This window comes from Cupriavidus necator A5-1 (assembly GCF_000744095.1).
Lineage (GTDB): Bacteria > Pseudomonadota > Gammaproteobacteria > Burkholderiales > Burkholderiaceae > Cupriavidus > Cupriavidus necator_A.
This window is the reverse complement of sequence record NZ_JQLI01000008.1, coordinates 3,088,166-3,105,387: the sequence shown is the minus strand read 5'-3', so window position 1 is coordinate 3,105,387 and position 17,222 is coordinate 3,088,166. Positions and strand designations below refer to the sequence as shown.

General features: G+C 61.9%; 23 protein-coding genes and 1 pseudogene. 11 read left to right on the top strand and 13 right to left on the bottom strand.

Annotated features, from left to right (window positions below; translation table 11 throughout):
• Positions 1-220: 220 nt before the first annotated feature.
• The 3 genes from K307_RS38260 to K307_RS50125 are packed head-to-tail and all read right to left on the bottom strand — an operon-like array spanning position 221 to position 1,829.
• Complete coding sequence (locus tag K307_RS38260; RefSeq protein ID WP_042886282.1) at positions 221-1,318, bottom strand: hypothetical protein; 1,098 nt, start codon at positions 1,316-1,318, stop codon at positions 221-223.
• Positions 1,315-1,563, bottom strand: coding sequence for a DUF4224 domain-containing protein (locus tag K307_RS38255; protein WP_042886281.1), 249 nt, complete (start codon positions 1,561-1,563; stop codon positions 1,315-1,317). The genes K307_RS38260 and K307_RS38255 overlap by 4 nt, the downstream gene beginning before the upstream one ends.
• The gene (locus K307_RS50125; protein ID WP_230626333.1) at positions 1,560-1,829 is read right to left on the bottom strand and encodes a hypothetical protein; all 270 of its coding nucleotides are present in this window, start codon (positions 1,827-1,829) and stop codon (positions 1,560-1,562) included. Before K307_RS50125 ends, K307_RS38255 begins: the two co-directional genes overlap by 4 nt.
• Before the next feature lie 216 nt (positions 1,830-2,045).
• Between K307_RS50125 and K307_RS38245 the strand changes: the two genes are divergently transcribed.
• A complete protein-coding gene (locus tag K307_RS38245; RefSeq protein WP_042886280.1) occupies positions 2,046-2,249 on the top strand; it encodes a hypothetical protein in 204 nt (67 codons plus the stop codon).
• On the opposite strand, the gene K307_RS38240 is transcribed toward K307_RS38245, so the two are convergent.
• The gene (locus K307_RS38240) at positions 2,240-2,845 is read right to left on the bottom strand and encodes a hypothetical protein (RefSeq protein ID WP_042886279.1); all 606 of its coding nucleotides are present in this window, start codon (positions 2,843-2,845) and stop codon (positions 2,240-2,242) included. The two genes, K307_RS38245 and K307_RS38240, sit on opposite strands and share 10 nt — an antisense overlap.
• A 44-nt stretch (positions 2,846-2,889) precedes the next feature.
• On the opposite strand from K307_RS38240, the gene K307_RS38235 reads away from it, so the two are divergent.
• On the top strand, positions 2,890-3,174 hold the full coding sequence (locus K307_RS38235) for a hypothetical protein (RefSeq protein WP_155301345.1): 285 nt from the start codon (positions 2,890-2,892) through the stop codon (positions 3,172-3,174).
• Between the two features lie 102 nt (positions 3,175-3,276).
• Here the strand turns inward: K307_RS38235 and K307_RS38230 are convergent, their stop codons facing one another.
• From K307_RS38230 to K307_RS48300, 3 genes are read right to left on the bottom strand one after another with little or no spacing between them, the layout of a single operon-like run.
• Positions 3,277-3,516 (bottom strand): hypothetical protein, encoded by a 240-nt coding sequence (locus K307_RS38230; protein ID WP_042886277.1) that lies wholly within the window; start codon positions 3,514-3,516, stop codon positions 3,277-3,279.
• Positions 3,513-3,860, bottom strand: coding sequence for a hypothetical protein (locus K307_RS38225; RefSeq protein ID WP_042886276.1), 348 nt, complete (start codon positions 3,858-3,860; stop codon positions 3,513-3,515). The genes K307_RS38230 and K307_RS38225 overlap by 4 nt, the downstream gene beginning before the upstream one ends.
• Before the next feature lie 11 nt (positions 3,861-3,871).
• Complete coding sequence (locus K307_RS48300; RefSeq protein ID WP_155301344.1) at positions 3,872-4,015, bottom strand: hypothetical protein; 144 nt, start codon at positions 4,013-4,015, stop codon at positions 3,872-3,874.
• A 123-nt stretch (positions 4,016-4,138) separates the two neighbouring features.
• Here K307_RS48300 and K307_RS38220 point away from each other — a divergent pair, with 123 nt between their 5' ends.
• Positions 4,139-4,690: a DUF2514 family protein gene (locus tag K307_RS38220; protein WP_051975366.1), complete on the top strand. Its 552-nt coding sequence runs from the start codon at positions 4,139-4,141 to the stop codon at positions 4,688-4,690.
• A gap of 111 nt (positions 4,691-4,801) precedes the next feature.
• Positions 4,802-7,096, top strand: coding sequence for a fused MFS/spermidine synthase (locus K307_RS38215; protein ID WP_042886274.1), 2,295 nt, complete (start codon positions 4,802-4,804; stop codon positions 7,094-7,096).
• Here K307_RS38215 and K307_RS38210 read toward each other — a convergent pair.
• A complete protein-coding gene (locus K307_RS38210; RefSeq protein WP_042886273.1) occupies positions 7,089-7,271 on the bottom strand; it encodes a hypothetical protein in 183 nt (60 codons plus the stop codon). The genes K307_RS38215 and K307_RS38210 overlap by 8 nt on opposite strands.
• Positions 7,272-8,500: 1,229 nt before the next feature.
• On the opposite strand from K307_RS38210, the gene K307_RS38205 reads away from it, so the two are divergent.
• Complete coding sequence (locus tag K307_RS38205; protein ID WP_051975365.1) at positions 8,501-9,526, top strand: phosphatase PAP2 family protein; 1,026 nt, start codon at positions 8,501-8,503, stop codon at positions 9,524-9,526.
• 1,009 nt (positions 9,527-10,535) lie between these two features.
• Here the strand turns inward: K307_RS38205 and K307_RS38200 are convergent.
• Positions 10,536-10,932, bottom strand: a pseudogene (locus K307_RS38200) (DUF1643 domain-containing protein).
• Positions 10,933-11,087: 155 nt separating this feature from the next.
• Here K307_RS38200 and K307_RS38195 point away from each other — a divergent pair.
• Together K307_RS38195 and K307_RS51270 are read left to right on the top strand one after the other, a co-directional pair.
• Entirely contained in the window at positions 11,088-11,291 is a 204-nt protein-coding gene (locus K307_RS38195) for a hypothetical protein (protein WP_042886272.1), read from the top strand.
• 457 nt (positions 11,292-11,748) lie between these two features.
• On the top strand, positions 11,749-11,901 hold the full coding sequence (locus K307_RS51270; RefSeq protein WP_419187197.1) for a hypothetical protein: 153 nt from the start codon (positions 11,749-11,751) through the stop codon (positions 11,899-11,901).
• A gap of 43 nt (positions 11,902-11,944) precedes the next feature.
• On the opposite strand, the gene K307_RS38185 is transcribed toward K307_RS51270, so the two are convergent.
• Positions 11,945-12,259 carry a DUF2188 domain-containing protein gene (locus K307_RS38185; protein ID WP_042886269.1) on the bottom strand — a complete coding sequence of 105 codons (315 nt, stop codon included), beginning with the start codon at positions 12,257-12,259 and terminating at the stop codon, positions 11,945-11,947.
• 174 nt (positions 12,260-12,433) lie between these two features.
• On the opposite strand from K307_RS38185, the gene K307_RS47010 reads away from it, so the two are divergent.
• The gene (locus K307_RS47010) at positions 12,434-12,739 is read left to right on the top strand and encodes a hypothetical protein (RefSeq protein ID WP_080745451.1); all 306 of its coding nucleotides are present in this window, start codon (positions 12,434-12,436) and stop codon (positions 12,737-12,739) included.
• A gap of 529 nt (positions 12,740-13,268) precedes the next feature.
• On the opposite strand, the gene K307_RS48685 is transcribed toward K307_RS47010, so the two are convergent.
• Positions 13,269-13,586 (bottom strand): acyltransferase family protein, encoded by a 318-nt coding sequence (locus K307_RS48685; RefSeq protein ID WP_042886266.1) that lies wholly within the window; start codon positions 13,584-13,586, stop codon positions 13,269-13,271.
• Positions 13,587-13,984: 398 nt separating this feature from the next.
• Between K307_RS48685 and K307_RS38170 the strand changes: the two genes are divergently transcribed.
• Positions 13,985-14,368 (top strand): hypothetical protein, encoded by a 384-nt coding sequence (locus K307_RS38170; protein WP_051975364.1) that lies wholly within the window; start codon positions 13,985-13,987, stop codon positions 14,366-14,368.
• 68 nt (positions 14,369-14,436) lie between these two features.
• Here K307_RS38170 and K307_RS48680 read toward each other — a convergent pair whose 3' ends face one another.
• Both K307_RS48680 and lexA read right to left on the bottom strand, forming a co-directional pair.
• A complete protein-coding gene (locus K307_RS48680; protein WP_196251644.1) occupies positions 14,437-14,607 on the bottom strand; it encodes a hypothetical protein in 171 nt (56 codons plus the stop codon).
• Between the two features lie 115 nt (positions 14,608-14,722).
• The gene (lexA, locus tag K307_RS38165; RefSeq protein WP_022535685.1) at positions 14,723-15,379 is read right to left on the bottom strand and encodes a transcriptional repressor LexA; all 657 of its coding nucleotides are present in this window, start codon (positions 15,377-15,379) and stop codon (positions 14,723-14,725) included.
• Positions 15,380-15,666: 287 nt separating this feature from the next.
• Here lexA and K307_RS38160 point away from each other — a divergent pair, with 287 nt between their 5' ends.
• Together K307_RS38160 and rpsF are read left to right on the top strand one after the other, a co-directional pair.
• Positions 15,667-16,659 (top strand): asparaginase, encoded by a 993-nt coding sequence (locus tag K307_RS38160; protein WP_042886265.1) that lies wholly within the window; start codon positions 15,667-15,669, stop codon positions 16,657-16,659.
• A 132-nt stretch (positions 16,660-16,791) separates the two neighbouring features.
• Entirely contained in the window at positions 16,792-17,166 is a 375-nt protein-coding gene (gene rpsF, locus K307_RS38155; RefSeq protein WP_042886264.1) for a 30S ribosomal protein S6, read from the top strand.
• Positions 17,167-17,222 lie beyond the last annotated feature (56 nt).

The following is a 17,222-nucleotide window of genomic DNA, read 5'->3' as shown; positions in this document are numbered from 1 at the left end:
AAGGTTTTGATTTTAAAGGGAAAAATGGCGATTGATGCCGGGATTGTGATTCCTGTCGTCGTGGGTTCGAGTCCCATCAGCCACCCCAAGTATTCATTAGGTTCCAAGGTTAAGGCCCACTGACTTAGCCGGATTTTTGGAAGATGATCTTCCAATTTTTGGAACTTGATTTTTGAAGGCCCACCCGCTGCGGTGGGCTTTTTCGTTTCCGGCGAACCTGTCAGGCCGTAGGGCGCACCTTGCGAACGCGCCGCCGGTCGTAGACCTTGGCCACCATCTTTCCGTCCGCGTGACCGGTGGCGTCCGTGATGCGGTCGTCGCCTTCCTCCATCCGGTCAGTAACGGCACTGGGCCTCATGTCGGCCAGTGTGAACGGGCTGAACTCAATTTCGCGCTCAGTGGCAACTGCCTGGCAGTAGCCCATCAGCCGCTTCCAGATCGTGTTCCAGCCGCTGCGGCTGTACACCTGTTCCGACGTATTGCCGAACACATAGACGCTCGCCGTGCGCTGCAGGGCCAGAGCCTCGTTCACGGCGCTCCGCAGAGCGGGCGACCAGCGGACGAGCTTCGTGCGCTGGATCTGGCCGCCCTTTCGCTTGCCAACGGGAACCACGAGACCCTCTTCGGTCGAGGACTGCCTAACAAGGGTGCGCATCTCTTCCGGTCGGCTGACAGTCAGGTAGGCCACGTGCACGCAGAGCGCGAGTACCAGGTAGCTGCCGCCGCGGGCCCGGCCAATCTCTAGCGCGAGAGCGATCTCATGAGGCTGGACATACTTTTGCCGTGGCCGAGTTGGGTTGTACTTGATGCCGCGGCAGGGGTTGATCTGCAGCTCACCCAAGCGGCGCCCGTACTCGAGCACAGCAGACAGCAGGGCGATCTCTTTGTTGGCCTTGGCCGGAGCACCGAGCTCGGCTCGCCGATCCAGATACCGGTAGATGTGGTGGGGCTTGATCGACGCAGGCTTGACCTTGCCGAACACCTTGATCAGGTTTTTGGCCTCAACGCGATTTTCGGTCAGCGTGATGTCCGCCTTTCGCATTTCGCTGTCAGCGGGCAGACGGGTTTGCCATTTGAAGTACTCGTTGATCAGGGCTTCGGTGGTTCCCGCCAGCACGAAGTTGCCGTTCAGTTCATCGGCGCGCCGGCGCGCTTCCTGGTCGATCTCGGCAACAGCATCGGGGTTGTTGCGCTGAGCGGCCAGGCGGAATGCCCACGTTCCGTTCGGAAGCTTGTACCCGTAGCTGACCTTGAATTTCCCCTCGCGCCGGTACAAGCGAAACGGCAGGCCATCAGGAGTCTTGCGGCGGGAAATCATGCGAGCAGTGCTTCAAAGTTTGGTTCGTCTTCGGCGCCATCGTTGGCGCTCTGGTTGGCGGCCCCGGTCATGCGGGCCGCGTGGTATGCGCGGCTCACCTGAGGCACCCCGGCAATATTCACTGCGAAGGGCCAGCCGTGCTTCTTGAGCCAGCGCTTCATGCAGCTGTGGCTGGTCGGCTGGCAGCCGACCAGCTCCGCGAGCTCTGTCATCGTGAGATAGGTGCCGACGCCGAGGCCGTTCATTTCGTCACCCCGCGCCAGACATAGTCGCCCAGGTCCTCCCGCATGGCCGGCTCGTCGTCGGCGCACGGGCATTCATAGCCAGACAGGCTATCGGCCACCGGCCGCCAGAAATTGCGCACCAGACCGTGAGGCACGTGATTGTCTTCCTTGGCGTCGATCAGGTCGAATTGCGCCAAGCACCATAGGGCCTCGGCACTGGTAGTGCGTCGCGACCCGCCGCGGCCATCGTTCTTGCTGATGCTCAGGTGGTATTCGGGGCCGAGCACAGGCTGACCGGGATCCTGCGCCCACCTCGACCGCGCTGAACGTGGCAATGCCGGATTCAGGGTGCCCCCAGGCCTCGCAGGCGAAGCCCATCGCAGCGGCGCGCATGATAGCTTCGATTTCCTGTCCCGTCTCGCGAATCCAGCCAGGGCCGGCGGGGCGCTTGGGCTTGATGATGGAATCGATCATGCTACGATCCTCCGAAACAGGGGGCTACCATGGGCATTGAGAGCTACAAGGACTACACAGTTCGTGGCTTTGCGAAGCAATTGTCGGATGGTTCGTTCGAAGCCTTTGGCACCGTGCAACAGGACCATCTCGTTCTGGAGGCGTCTGAGCCTCTGGGCTACTACGCAACGTTCGACTTTGCCGTCGCGGCAGGCATCGCATGGGCGAAAGCGTGGGTCGATGATCAACGCTGAACCCTCCAAAACTCCACCACCCACACCCATGGGTTGGCATCCCAGGCGCCGGCGCCGTTGATGCTGTCCCACAGCTTCTCGTAGGCATCGCGCCCCATGCGCTCGGCGTGCCTCGGATGGCACGGCTGCAGCGTCACGCCTTCTGCAAGCGCGTCTTCCTCGCTGCAGTCGTTCAGCCGCTCGCCGCGCACGCCGGTGATCTCCAGCTCGATGCGGCAGGCCCAGCGCGGCATGTGGATGCTCGGCCGCCAGCGGAATGGGACATGCACGCCGCTCTCTGGGCTGTAGATCCCGCGCACGCCGTCGCGCACTTCAATGTCGTGGCGGCGGTCATCATCGGCGGCATACCAGACGCGGTCATGCGGATAGTGGTTGGCGAAGTCCGTGCTCCACGTCTCGCGCACCCACAGGCGGTCGCCGGAAAGGCCGTAGGGGCAACGATAGGTGTCGTGGACGAACACATCACCCGCGCCATCGGGGACGTATCGCGTGTGAGCGAGATGGGATTCCTTTACCACCCGGCGTGTCTGCGTCTTCCGGCCGTCCAGGATGGCGCGCACCATGGCGCCGCTGAAGAGGATGGGGCGTTCTTTCATTGGATCACGCTCAAGGTTTCCGGCAGGCCGCCGATATGGCGCCCATGACCAAGTTTTTTGATAAGAAGCTCGAAGTCGAGCTCGGTACCGGCGCCGCCGTCCAGGTCGCCGCGCTGGCAAATGACCTGCGCACCTTCATGGATACCGCCAATGCCATCCGCATCGCCCAAGGCAAGCCCACGCTCGAGCAGGAGATGGCCGAGTACGACGCCTGGGTAGAGGAAGAGATCCGATCTGGTCGCGCTAAGCCCGAAGACTTCGAGTGGGAGCCGCCGCTGGCCGCAATGGCCTGGCGGACAGTTCGCACGTCATGCCCATCGAGACCTTGAGGCGCCCCTTCTGCAAGCGCACGATGCGGTACCCGCCTTCACCGCGGTCGACCAGCTTGAAACCTACTGCGATAAGCGCGCGGTAGGCGTCGGCAGTCGATTTCACGATGGCATGCGGCATGAAATGGAGGCCTCCGCGCAGAGGTCGGCATCGATCTCGGCGCCCGAAATGGTGTAGCCGGCCGCCTTAATGGCGGCGTGCTTTACCTCGAGCAGCGCCAGTTGCGCGTCGATCTTCTTTAGCTCACGCAGTCGCGCCGCGTGACGAAGTTCCTCGAACTTCAGCGCCTGCTGGCGCAGGGGGAGCTTCCAGATGTCCAGGGGGGCGATACGGCGAGTCATGCCACACCTCGCGCAAGCAGCACGTCGCGGGCCACCTCCCTGCTGACAGCCAGCAGGGAGGCTTCACGGGTTGCGCAGATCATGGGCTTCTCCGCGGCGTCCGCCAGGAGGTGCTTGACGTTGGCGCCGATCAGCACCTGGCCGATCGCGTCGAGCATGTCTGTCAGCAAGGAGCCGACGCGGACTGCATAGGCGGCATCGGACTCGCCGGCGCCGCGGCGGGTGTTCCGCACGATGAAGAGCTTGCTGAGGTGGCGGATGGCGTCGTCGCCTTCGCAGAAGGATTCGACCTGGCCGTGCGCGAGCTGGGCGGCGATGTCTGCCCGGGCCTGTTGGTGGTCCATGGCGGGGCTCCTCAGTGCACAGAAATGTCAGTGCAGCCGTCGATCTCAGCGCGGACGGCGAAGGAGACGGCGTCGGTCAGCTTTTCGAAGCGCGTGACGCAGCGGCAGCCGAGCAGCGTATAGACGACGGGGTAGGCGGGCAGGGCGGTATCCATGGCCGGCTCCTTACTGAGCCACCGCCAGAGCGGCGGTGAGGGCAACGTCAAAGGCAAGGTGGTGCGTGGGCTTGTGGCGCGGCGCCAAATAGCCCGAGCGTTCTGCGAAGGGAGGAAGGCCACATGAGCATACTGGATTCGCGTCTCTGGCTTGCCGCCATCATGGCGCTTGCGCTCGCTTTCGGCGGCGGCCGGCTCGTCCAGTCCAGAGCAGACGCCAAGCATTACGAAGCCGCGCGTACGAAGGCCGCATTGTCCGCGGCGCTTGACCAGATCAAGGCCGCCGATCTCGCGCGCGCCGAAGAGCAACGCCGCACCGCGGCGCAGACGGAGATTGCCAATGCTGCAACGAAGGAAGCTGAATCTGCGCGGGCCGATGCTCGCGACGCTGATGCTGCTGCTGAGCGGCTGCGCATACGAGTTGCCCAGCTCATCGCGGCCGCCCGCGCCGGCAATACCGCCGCTGCCGGCACAGGCTCGGCAGCCGGCGATCCCCTCGATGTGCTTGCCAACATGTTCAGCCGGCTTGACCGCCGAGCGGGAGAACTTGCTGGGTACGCGGACTCAGCCCGTATCGCCGGCCAAGCCTGCGAGCGGTCATACGACGCCCTGACGGGTGGGGCGAAGCCAGGAGAGGGATCCCAGCAACTCCGGCAGGCTCGACCGTTCGGATGACCCCTTTTAGCCGATATCGCGACGTCGAGCCGTGAATTAAGGTGTCTCCCAAGGCTCTTCGTCCGGCCCGCCAGGGGCTGGCCTGGAGCCTGTAAAATCAGGGAGGGGTCGATGGAGCTGAGCAACGAGGCAGTCCCCGCCGGGCAGGAGGTGGAAAATGCGGCAGGCTCGTCTGGGTTGCCGGGCGACAAGGCATTGCTTTGGCGCCGGGCACTCTGTGTCCTGTTCTTCTTCTCGGGATTCCCGGCGCTGATCTACCAGCTGGTGTGGCAGCGCTCGTTGTTTCGCATCTTCGGTGTCAACATCGAATCGGTCACGATCGTCGTCACGGCGTTTATGCTGGGGCTCGGCCTTGGCAGTCTTGCCGGAGGGATGCTCTCCAGGCGCCGAGGTCTGCCGTTGCTGCCGCTGCTGGCTGCTATTGAGCTGCTGACCGGCGCTTTCGGCCTGGTATCGCTAGGCATTTTCGATCGGGTCGGCACACTCGCGCTCGGCCTGCCACTGGGCGTGACGGCGGCCGTCACGCTGATGCTGGTGTTGGTGCCGACGCTGCTGATGGGCGCGACGCTGCCGGTGCTGGTCGGCCACCTGACCCGCCGGTTTGGCAACGTGGGCAGTTCCGTTGGGTTGCTTTACTACGTCAATACGCTGGGCGCCAGCGCAGCGTGCATCGTCTGCGCTGTGCTGCTGTTCCCGTTTCTTGGCATGCAGGCCTCTGTTTATGTGGCGGTGGCGATCAATGCAACCGTAGCGGCAGGGGCTTTGCTGGCCCACTGGCGTATGGACGCGCATGCCGAAGCGGACCCGGTCCGGGCGCAGCGGACTGGGACGAATGCACCGACGCTCCGCTTTGCCGTGGTTCTAGCACTCGCCAGTGCTGGCGGGGCGGTTTCTCTCTCCTACGAGATCTTCTTCTTCCGGACGGTCTCCTATGCGTCCGGCGGGAACGCCTCGGTCTTCGCCATCACGCTGGGCGTGTTCCTGGCAGGTATAGCGTCCGGCTCGCGTCTGGCGGGTGAGTGGTGCCGTGACGCTGCCGGGCACGGGATGCGCCGGCTGGCCGGTGCCTTGCTGGTCGCGAACGTCTCCGGCTTGCTGTTCCTGCCCATCGTGGCCCATGGGGACATGTCAGTCAAGATGATGCTTGGCATCGTGCTTGCACTGGTGTTCTTCATTGCGTGCAGCTGGGGTGCGCTCTTGCCTTGCCTTGCCCACTGGGGCGTTGCAGCCGATCATCAGGCCGGGATGCATACCGCACAGATCTACCTTGCGAACATCCTGGGCTCGGCCACGGGCAGCATTCTCACTGGCTTCGTCCTGATGGACCACCTTAGCCTCGTCGGGACCGCCGTCGTACTGGTGTGCGCAGGCCTTGCGTGTTCCCTGGCGCTTGACGCATGGCTGCCGATACCAGCCAGGTCCAGGCGGTGGCATCTCGCGACCACTTGCGTGTTGGCGGCGCTGGCTGTTGCGGGGCTGCCGGCATTGAGCCAAGGGGCGCTGGAGGCTTTGCTTTGGAAGGATTCAGCCGGCACCAAGAAGCCGTTCGCGCATGTGGTCGAGAACCGCAGCGGCATCATCACGGTGGATAGTGACGGCGTCGTTTACGGCGGCGGAATGTATGATGGCCGCTTCAACGTCGAGCTGCAGCACGACACCAACGGAATCATCCGACCCTACGCGCTGAATCTTTTCAGGAGCCATCCACGCGACGTACTGATGATCGGCCTTTCGTCCGGCTCGTGGGCGCAGGTGATCGCCAACAATCCAGAGGTGCGCTCGCTGACCATCGTCGAGATCAATCCCGGTTACATGAAGCTGGTGGCAAGGATGCCGGACGAGGCGTCGCTGTTGAGCAACCCGAAGGTGAGGATTTTTGCCGATGATGGGCGTCGCTGGCTGCGCATGCATCGCGACCAGCGTTTCGACGCGATCGTGTCGAATACGACCTTTCACTTTCGTGCCAATGCTTCCAATTTGCTGTCCACGGAATTCCTGAACCTCATTGACGACCATCTGAAGCCTGACGGCGTCTTCTATTTCAACACGACGGATTCGGCACGTGTACAGCGCGAGGCCTGCCAGGCATTTCCGTATGGAGCCCGGTTCATGAATCACATCGTGGTGTCGCGCGCGCCGCTCTCATGGGATTTCGAGCACTGGCGCAGGACGCTGGCGGCCTATCGGATCGACGGTCGCCAGATGCTCGATCCTAGTTCAGGGCAGGACCGTGCTATTGCGGACAGCATTCAGAACGAGTGGAGCGCGGCGCAGCATGGCGATGGCCCTTCCGAGAAGGGCATGGTCGAAGCGTGTCAGGCTATTCTGGCCCGCACCCCCGGCCTGGTGCCGATCACCGATGACAATATGGGGAGCGAATGGCGAGTGTTGTTGGGACTCAGTTGATCGGTGTTAGGCCGAAGGTGCCCAGGATGCTATTGCGCCGCCCATTCGGGTCCACTCGCACGATCGGCGCGGCATAGTCCTGCCAGGTCTCGGCCTTCCACTCTGCTGCCGGCGGCTCGACGCCGAATATATCCCGCAGCACCTGGCGATAGATGGGAGCGTAGTTCGTGCACATGGCTACTCCTTCTCTTTTGTCCGTCGAGTGTATTCGCTGACGCGCGGCGGACCAAAGAACTCCCGCTCCCAGGCCTCGCGCTCGGCCACGCATGGCCCCCCGGCCAGCTCGCGCCGGAAGATCTCGAGATCAGCTGAGTGGAGTTGGCGCAGCCCCCGGACATTGCCTGTTGGAGCTGGTTGGCCCGCAGCAGCAGCAGCTGCAGCCGGTGGATTTCCCATAGCAGCTCCCGCACCTCCGGGCAGGGGTTCCGCTCATAGATGGCGCGCAGCTGGGCCGCGGTGTGCTTGGGATATTCGTAACGGCCGTCTGGGCCAATGGGGAAGTTGGGCATACCAGTACTGTATGGATATACAGGCTGTACGACCACTGTATTTTAGGGAGCCCCGAAATTTTAATTAGGGAAGCCGTTAGGGAATGAAAAAAGCGGCTTAGACGTCACCGTCTAAGCCGCTGTTTCAATTGGGTTTTTCTGGTCGGGGCGACATGATTCGAACATGCGACCCTCTGATCCCAAAGCAGATGCGCTACCACGCGGCTGGAGTTGTCGCCGAAGCTTGGGAGCGCCACCCTATCTTTATCCGCACCAGAGCCAGGCATATGGCCAAGGGCGGTCCGAGTAGACAAACGTGGCGCCCGCAAATCCATCCTGCGGCCGCTGGGCTAATAGAAGCATCATGATGCGACCGTTCGCCATGCAATATCTGGCGTTTAAGGTTTCAGCCGCTCGGACGCCCGGGGAGGAGTGGGTCTCATGGCGCTGATAGTCTTCGGCAGGGTGCGTGCAAAGGGGGCAAGTTTCACGGCCGGCCGCCCGCCCTGCAGCCCAGCAGCCAGCCGCCATCCAAGCCCCGGACTTGCCGTCGTGCCTTTCCAGCAATCGGACAATTCTGAGTTGATGCGCCTTTCGGGGAATCGGCTCGTAGGACATAGGACATGGTTGCTGTCGGGATTGAACGGGTTGTCCATCGGTCAAAAGGCCTACTTCTCCAGATCACTTTTGTATTCCAATACGGCCCGCTACCATCATCGCAACACGACTAGGTGTTCGCGTGCGCTACGAATCAGATAACGTGGCGGCAAAATCCTTCTTCGAGGGGACTCGCAGATTGATTTGCTTCTGGCCAGGGAACCAGCTCGCGATGTCGTGAACTTCAGCACTGAAAATTGCTGCGCAGTGCGGGCGACCTGAAGAAAGACAAAATTGACCAGAATACAAGGGGGAGGGAATGAGCGAAATCGAAGTCGCCCAATATCCGACCACCCTGAATGTCCCTATCGCCGCCCGCGTTCCGCTTTCGGCGTCCGCGTGCCTTAATATCGCCGCCTGGGCGACCCTCACCGTCGTCGCCGCGGTCGATTACGTCTGGATGCAACGAGCCGGATTCGCGGTGGCAACCGGGGCGATTGCGCAGCAAATATCAGGTTTGCTGATAATGGCCGTCTCAGTGCTTATTCTTCGTGGCATCTCTCGCTCATCGCGTTATTCGCAACTCGCGCTGCGCTTCCATTTTCGCGAAGGTTGCGCGCTCGTAGACGCGCTGGCAGTAATGATGCTGTTCACATTTGCAGCTCTCATCCTGCAAAACCTCTGCGTTTCTCTCGCCCCGCCGGTGATAGACAAAGAACTGATCGCGCTAGATGCGATGGTCGGATTCCACTGGCCAGATCTGTACACGTGGCAGACAAAGCATCATTTCGCCAGCGTCGCGCTCAGCAAAGTCTATCTGTCGTACACCTATCAGGTTGTGTTTACAATTATCGTGCTCGGGATCACGAAGCGTACCGATGACCTGGCCGACTTTGTGTTGTTGTTCATGGCGGCTGCTGTTACCGTCATCTTGATTTCTGCGCCGTTCCCGGCATCCAACCCGATGATCCACTTCGGTTTCTCTGAGCCGGAATCGCCGTGGTCGCAGTTCTACGCTCTGCGCGAAGGCGAGATGACCGTTTTCGATCTGGACAGGGGGCAGGGGCTTATATCGATGCCTTCCCTCCACGCTGCTGATGCTGTATTGTTCGCATATGCAGTGCGGCACGTCCGATGGGTCTTTCCGGCTTCCGCGGCGCTGAATATCGTAATGATCTACTCGGCGATTCCGTTTGGCGCCCATTACCTTGTCGATATTTTTGCGGGAATCATGCTCGCAGGGCTTCTGATCGTTCTATTGCGCCGCTGGCGGGGATACGTGTCACAGCAATCCGAACAAGGGCGTCCCAATGACAAAATACTGGCGTCGAACATTTCGCGCTAGTTGCGCGCGATTTTCGCTGTCTGGCATCAGGGATGAAGCCCCCGACCATGCCGCAACTTCCACTGCTCCGCACAACTCATGAGCCTGTGCTCCGCCCCGGCTCAGCGAGGGAAGCCTCCCTCGGCAGAGTGCCGGCCGGCAGCAGTCCGAGGAAGCCTTCGAAAAACGCCGTTCTTCGCCAAAATTCGGAGTGGACTCGTAATGAAAACCCGCTTAGCTTCAAAAGCTTAGGTGGCACCAGTTCCGATCGGGCACGAATTGGTTCCCGCTTGTGTATTCGCTGACCCGCGGCGGGCCAAAAAACTCCCGCTCCCAGGCCTCGCGCTCGGCCACGCACGGCTCGCCGGCCAGCTCGCGGCGGAAGATCTCGAGGATCAGCTGTGTGGAGTTGGCGCACCTCCGGACATCGCCTGCTGGAGTTGGTTGGCGCGCCGCAACCGGTGGATTTCCCACAGCAAAAGCGGCTTAGACATCACCGTCTAAGCGGCTGTTTCAATTGGGTTTTTCTGGTCGGGGCGACATGATTCATGATTCGAACATGCGACCCTCTGATCCCAAATCAGATGGGCTACTAGGCAGGCTCTCCCGATCCCCGGACTCGACAGGTACGGCACGGGCATGGATACGCCCCTCGGTTTGGTGGGAATACTCGACCTCGAAGCCTTGATTTAGATGGGTTTGACGACGTCGAGTATTCCCATCAACTACCCGGAAAGCCGCGCCGTTATTGGCTTGAGATTGTGATTCCTGTCGTCGTGGGTTCGAGTCCCATCAGCCACCCCAAAATTCCTTTGCAAAACAGCCGCTTACCAAAGCGGCTGTTTTGCTTTCCGGGCTCTTGTTACGACTTTCGGAAGATGAGATTCCAGTTTTGGAAGATCATCAATGGGTCGCCTCCACTTTCCGCTCTCTCCGGCGGTCGCAATTTTCTTGGCCACCATGCGGCCATCCGCGTGGCCTCTGGCGTCCACGATTCGTTCGTCGCCTCGATTTCGTGCTGCTGCTTCGTTCATGCTGTGTATGGCTGCGGCCGGACTTTGGCCGCGATGTAGAGCGGGTGTTTCGGGCTGCCGTCCAGATTCAGCCCAAGGTGATAGAGCAGGTTGCCGCGCCCGCACATCCGGATGATCCGCAGCACCTCTGCCGCGCGCGCCGGCGCGGCCTTGTGTGCGCCCCATGCGCAGATGACTAGCGAGCAGCGGTCGATTGCGTCCATGATTGAGCCGTTGTTGCGGTCAGTTCGGTCGCCGAGTGGCGCCGGGTGCGTCAACAAGCCATCCGGATCAGTCGAACGCAGCGGGAACAGGTTCACCACTTCCAGCCGCCCGTACTTTCCCGCCAGCGCTCGCCTCAGGCACCGCGTGATCGTCGTTGACCCGGTTGTCGGCGGTCGACGGGTTGAGCATGATGAAGCCCAGTGCTGGCCGGCTGGCATCCCACTCGCGCCAGAGGCGATAGCGGTAGTGCTCGCAGTCCGAGAGGATGCAGCCGGCCTCGCCGTCGAAGGTCCGGGTGGTCAGGTGCTTCATGCTAGGATTTGCCGTCTCGATCGGAGGTCGTCATGACAATCGAAAGCTACCAGGGCTACACCGTCCGCGGCTTTGCAAAGCAGCTTGGCGACGGATCCTTCGAGGCTGCCGGTGCAGTTGAAAAGGATGGGCGCCTCGTGGAAGGCTCGGATCCCTTGGGATACTACCCCTCGTTCGAGCGTGCTGCGGCAGCCGGGATCGCTTGGGCGAGAGCGTGGGTAGATGATCACGGCTGAGCCCTCCGAAACTCCACCACCCACACCCAGGGATTCGCCTCCCACGCGCCGGCGCCGTTGATCTGGTCCGGCGAAGAGTATGGGGAGGGCGTTCTTTCGTCATGCTAGGATTCCTCGGAAACGATGGGAGGGCGCCATGTCGAGCCATGCCTGGGTCGAAGAAGGGGAGTACTACTGCCACTGCACGGTCTGGAAGTCGAAATCTGGGGCTTGGGAGGCATCGGTATTGTTCGAGCGAAGAATCGATCACGCAAACGAGTTTGTCCCAGGCTTGCGACACAAGATCAAAGCCACGTTCAATAGCGAGGTAGAGGCAATGACCGAAGCAGTTGCTTACGCAAAGGCTTGCGTCGAGAACACCAAGACCGGCTTGTAGCCTCATGCGGCTACTCCAAATCGTTTCGATTCCTTCGCCGACCAGCTCGCCATCGCAGATCTTCCAAGGGAGGCGTTCGAGGTGGAGGCCGACGACGGCGCGTTCGGCCGCCGCGTTCGGGTGCACGAGTACCGGCAGCGCGATGGCGAGGACCTGGGCAGGGCAGCGCGTGAGTTCACCACGGGGGCGGCGACATGCCATAGGCATGGCTTTATGTGTATGCCGACGAATTAACGCCTGAACCGCTCCGCAGGTACGGCGGCGGGCTGGCACGGCGTTACTGCTGGGGTTCTTCCTGCTCGTCGTCGCATGCACTGCGCAGGCAAACATCCCCGTCGTGGCGATGTATATGCAGTTCGGCTTTCTCTCGTCTGGCCAAGGCCCAACCCGCAGCGATTGCCGCTTCCATCGTTGCAAATTTCTGAGGCTGCATGTTGAGGCTGACGAGTTCCAGTGCCCAACCATGGTCTGCAGGCAGAACGCGAATGATTCGCGCTTGCATAATGGTTCCTAAAAAAGTGCCCGCTACGTAAAGCGGGCATTCGCGAAAGCCGAATGGGTGAACGCATTCGACGAGAACGATTTTGCCCACCTATGTTTTCCGTAGCATATCCCCACTAAAGAGGGTGCGTGGCACCAATGCATCATCCCTTGATGTTTCGTGGGTCGTTTCTGCACAGGTTGATGGCGGCGTCGTAACGCTTTGATACAGCGACCGAGGATGCCCGTTGCTATGCTCCGCCATCTTCCTGTGCGACTCAATCTCATGTCCCGAAACTTCCCAGCGGCCGCTCTTGTGCTCCTGTGTCTTATCGCTTCGTCTGCCGCGCGCTCTGATGAGCGTGACGTTTATCGCGGCGGCGGTGAGTACAAGGAGAAATTCCGTAGCGGCCCTTGCAAGATCGAACGCGAGCAAGAGCGTGATGGCGAATACAAGGAGGAGCGCAAGTGCAAGGGCGGCCCGCGCGGTTATGAGCAGAAGCAGAAGTACCGCGAAGGCCCTTGCCTGATCCAGCGTGAGTGGAAGAGCAATGGAGACTACGAAGAGAAGGTCGAATGCAGGCATTCATGACATGTGCATGCCGCTTGCGACCCTCTGCTATGGTACGCAAGCTCAGCCCGGATTGCTGGCTCGCCTGTGAGCGCGCCTACGAACCTTGATTGAAACCTACCGACGCGCGGAACGATTCGGGTCGTGGGCGAAGCCGTCAATCACTTGACCCGCGAGACTGTCGAATCCGGTGCTGGCTGTGTGGTCTGGAGACGGCCAGTGCCAATTCGCTTTCCATACTGGAGTATGGGGTGCTCGACGTATTTGTAGAAGAATCGAGCCAGGCAGAAGACTACTGCTAGTGTTAGTAGGTACTGAGCAGTTTGAACGTAGTGCTGGCCAGGCATTGTCACATATATGAACTTTGCCGCGACCAACACAAATGGATGTGTCAAGTAAACGCTATATGATATCTCGCCGAGATAAGAAAGCCGATGAGGTATCGAAAATAGCTGATATCGCTCGGCTACCAGGAAGCCGGCCACGAGGGACGCACAGGGTAGACCCCTGAAAAGAATGCTCATGCGAGGCTCGTAGAGGAAGAAGGCTGTCATAAAAACAACGACGGTTCTAGTTCGATCTTGCGGAGATCACTAAGCATCGCGAAGTAGAGCGTGGCAACCCAGTAGGGCGGCGCTACCCTGAGTACTCGCTTAAGCAGGAACTGTGTGGGCGCATCGTGAGGCCCGGGCTTGTACAAGGCGGTCCACGCAATCACAAAGCCGCTGATCACAAAGAAGAGGTCGACCCCAATATATCCCTTGCGCAGCAGCTCAGATGCGCTGAACGGCAATGCTGTGGCAAGCGGGTCGAAGTGGCCCTGCATGTGGTAAGCGACAACCCACATGGCCGCAATCCCCCGGAGCATTTGCAGTGATTGGAATCTCATTATGTGAGGCTCTAGTTGGCCTGGTACGGCATACCTGCGGCATATTGGCGCGACAAAGCAAAACGGCGCTCTTGCGAGGCGCCGTTTTGGAGAAATGCTTTTGGGGTGGCTGATGGGACTCAAAGCCGATCCGCGCAGCCCTCGACCACTCGGTTTTGCCAGAACGGCTAACTCATACTCCCTTGGGCTCTCTGCGAGTCTGGTGGCCCCGGATATTGAGCGGATCGTTACCGAAGAAATTCCTTTCCCGAATCTCCCCATCGCGTCCATGCCACCATGTGGCGCTTGCATCAGGCGATGCGCAGGCCGTGCGCAGCCCCGCGCGAAACCCGTGTGCCTCCTGTACCATACGCGCCTTGCATTCCCAAGGGGTTGGTATGTCTGTTCGAGCGAAGGTGATTGGCTGCAGCGTGGCGATCGCGGCAATGATGGCCGGGTGCGCCAGCAGTACGTCCGAAAAGGATATTCGCGCGCGTCCTCCGATGCGCTTGTTCACGCCCGCGCAGATGGGCGATGTGGCGAAATGCCTGCGCAATAACCTCGGCGATGAGGCCACGGTGGTTAGCTATCCGGCGAAAAGCCAGACTGAGATCCGGATTGGCCAGGTAAACGCCACCGGCCAGTTCGAGTACGCCTACCTGATCTCACTGACGGCCAAGCCCGACGGCACGGCGCTGGAACTGCGCAAGAGCGACACATGGTTCCCGCAGCTGACGCCGCAGGAGCTGGAAACCGAAGCCAAGGCCTGCGCACGCAGCTAAGCAGCAGCCAAGGCGCAACGAAATGCATGGCGGCCGCAAGCCCGGGATGCGCCGGCGCGCGTTGTCGCTCAGGCAACGAGCTTGTCGGAGGTTTCGAGTTCCAGCATCCGGCAGATGGCGGCCATGCTGCCGACCATAGTGCGGCGCTGCGCGCCCTGGTAGACGCGCACGCCCTTGCACTGGCGGAACGGCACGGGCTTGACCGGACGGCGGACGGCGGCGTGGTGGATTTGCGGCATGGCTGCACCTCTTTTTCAGGCAAAAGCGGGGTCAACACCCGGCGAACCGGGCGGCGTCTGCAAAGCAATGGAAGCGGGGGAGGGCCCGCGCAGGCCTGTGGCCTGCGGTGCCCGGCTAGAAGCCGGAAGAGCGGATTAGGCCGACTGCAATGCCTTCCAGCGAGAACTCCTCGCGGCCGGGCTCCACGATGATGTTGGCGAAGTCCGGGTTCTCTGCAATCAGTTCGATATGGCCGCCGCGCCGTTGCAGGCGCTTGACCGTCACGTCGTCACCGAGGCGCGCCACCACGATCTTGCCGTTGGGGGCTTCGCTGGCGCGCCGCACGGCGAGCAGGTCGCCGTCAAGGATGCCGGCGTCGCGCATGCTCAGGCCGCGTACGCGCAGCAGGTAATCGGGGCGTTCGTCAAAGACCGAGGCGTCGACCTGGTACTGGCGGTCGATATGTTCCGCGGCGAGGATGGGGCTGCCGGCTGCAACGCGTCCCACCAGCGGCAACGTTAGCTGCATCACGCCGGGGATCGGCAGCGAGAACTGATCCGGCATTTCCGAATCGCTGCGCGACACCTTCAGGCGGATGCCGCGCGAGGCGCCCGGCGTCAGTTCGATCACGCCCTTGCGGGCCAGCGCGCGCAGGTGTTCTTCTGCCGCGTTGGGGGATGAGAAGCCGAACTCGGCGGCAATCTCGGCGCGGGTGGGCGGGAAGCCGGTACGGCGGATCGTGTTGCGGATCAGATCGAAAATCTGCTGCTGCCGGGGTGTCAGGGTCGCCATGGGATCGCCGTTCCGTGCAGGGCCGCGCAGGGATTCAGGAGCATCGGATCCAGTCGGGATCGAAGGGGTCGAGACGATCGGAAATCCTGCATCCGGCGGGCCGGGCACTGTATGTTTAAACAGTATGCTGTGATTTTATACAGTATCGGTCTGAGCGCAAGCAGAATTTTTCGGGGCTGTCGTATGGATAGGCATGCCGGTTGACCCCTTCGGGCCGCGGCCCTCGGCAAGTCCGCCGTTACAATCGGCCATTCGCAATCCTCCTGTACTTTTTTTCCTGAGCCCCCATGACCCAACTGCCTCGCATCGTCGTACTGGCCACCGGCGGCACCATTGCCGGTGCGTCCGGTAATCCCGCCAGCAGCGCGCGCTACCAGGCGGCGACCGTGCCCGTGTCCTCGCTGCTGGCCGCGGTGCCGGCGCTGCAGTCCGTCGCTCGCATCGAGGCCGAGCAGGTGGCGCAGGTCGACAGCAAGGACATGACCTTCGCGCTGTGGGTAACGCTGGCCGCGCGGGTGGAGCACTGGTCCGCGCAAGCCGATGTGGCCGGCATCGTCATCACGCACGGCACTGACACGCTGGAAGAAACCGCGATGGCGCTGCACCTGACGCAGGCGTGCCCGGTGCCCGTGGTGATGACGGCGGCAATGCGCCCGTCGACCTCGCTGTCCGCCGACGGTCCGCTGAACCTGCTGGACGCGGTCCGCATAGCCGCGCACCCCGATGCGCGCGGCAAGGGCGTGCTGGTGGTGCTGAACCAGCAGATCCACGCCGCACGCGACGTGGCCAAGTCCCACACCTCGGCTGTGGACGCCTTTGTTTCCGCCAGTGGGCCGCTGGGTTTCGTGCAGGACGACTATGTGCGCTTCGCCCGCGCGCCGCGCGCTGCTTGGGCGATTGGCCCGATGCCGGAGGCGTGGCCGACGGTGGAGATCGTGGCGAGCTACGCGCAGCCGGGCAGGGTTGCCGTCGATGCGCTGGTCCAGGCCGGCGTCGATGGGCTGGTGGTGGCCGCCGCCGGCAATGGCTCGGTGCACGAGGATCTCGCGGCCGCGCTGGCCGATGCCGCCGATGCCGGCGTGGCCGTCGTGCGCAGTTCGCGCACCATGGCAGGCCATGTGTCGATTCCGCCGCAACCCAATCCGGCGGATGGCTTATTCGTCTCTGCTGCCGACCTCAACCCGTACAAGGCGCGGGTGCTGCTGGCGCTCGCGCTGGCGGCGGACCCCGGCCTCGCGCGCGACCCGGCGCGCCTGCAGGCGGTCTTCGCCCGCGCCTGAGCCGGGCGGCCCCAGCTATGGACAGGCAAGCGGCTTGCAGGTCCGGACGCTTCCGGGCTATACTTTAAGGCTATTCAACCTTGCCACACCGGACTCGTGACGCCCGGGTGGCTAATCCCAAAAGGAGCGTCAATGCGTCATTACGAAATCGTCTTCATCGTCCACCCGGACCAGAGCGAACAAGTGCCGGCCATGATCGAGCGCTACAAGCAGCTCGTGACCTCGCAGAACGGCAACGTTCACCGCGTGGAAGACTGGGGCCGTCGCCAGATGGCCTACATGATCCAGAAGCTGGCCAAGGCTCACTACGTTTGCCTGAACATCGAATGCGGCAAGGACACCCTGGCTGAACTGGAGCACGCGTTCAAGTTCAACGACGCCGTCCTGCGCCACCTGATCGTGCAGACCAAGAAGGCCGAGACCGCTCCTTCGCCGATGATGAAGGAAGTGCAGCGCGAAGAAGCCCGCAAGGCCGCGCAAACGACCACCGAAGGCCAGCCCGCCTGAGTGCGGACTGCGGTGCGTGCCACGGCTGACAGCGTCGGCCACGGCGGCACCGATGG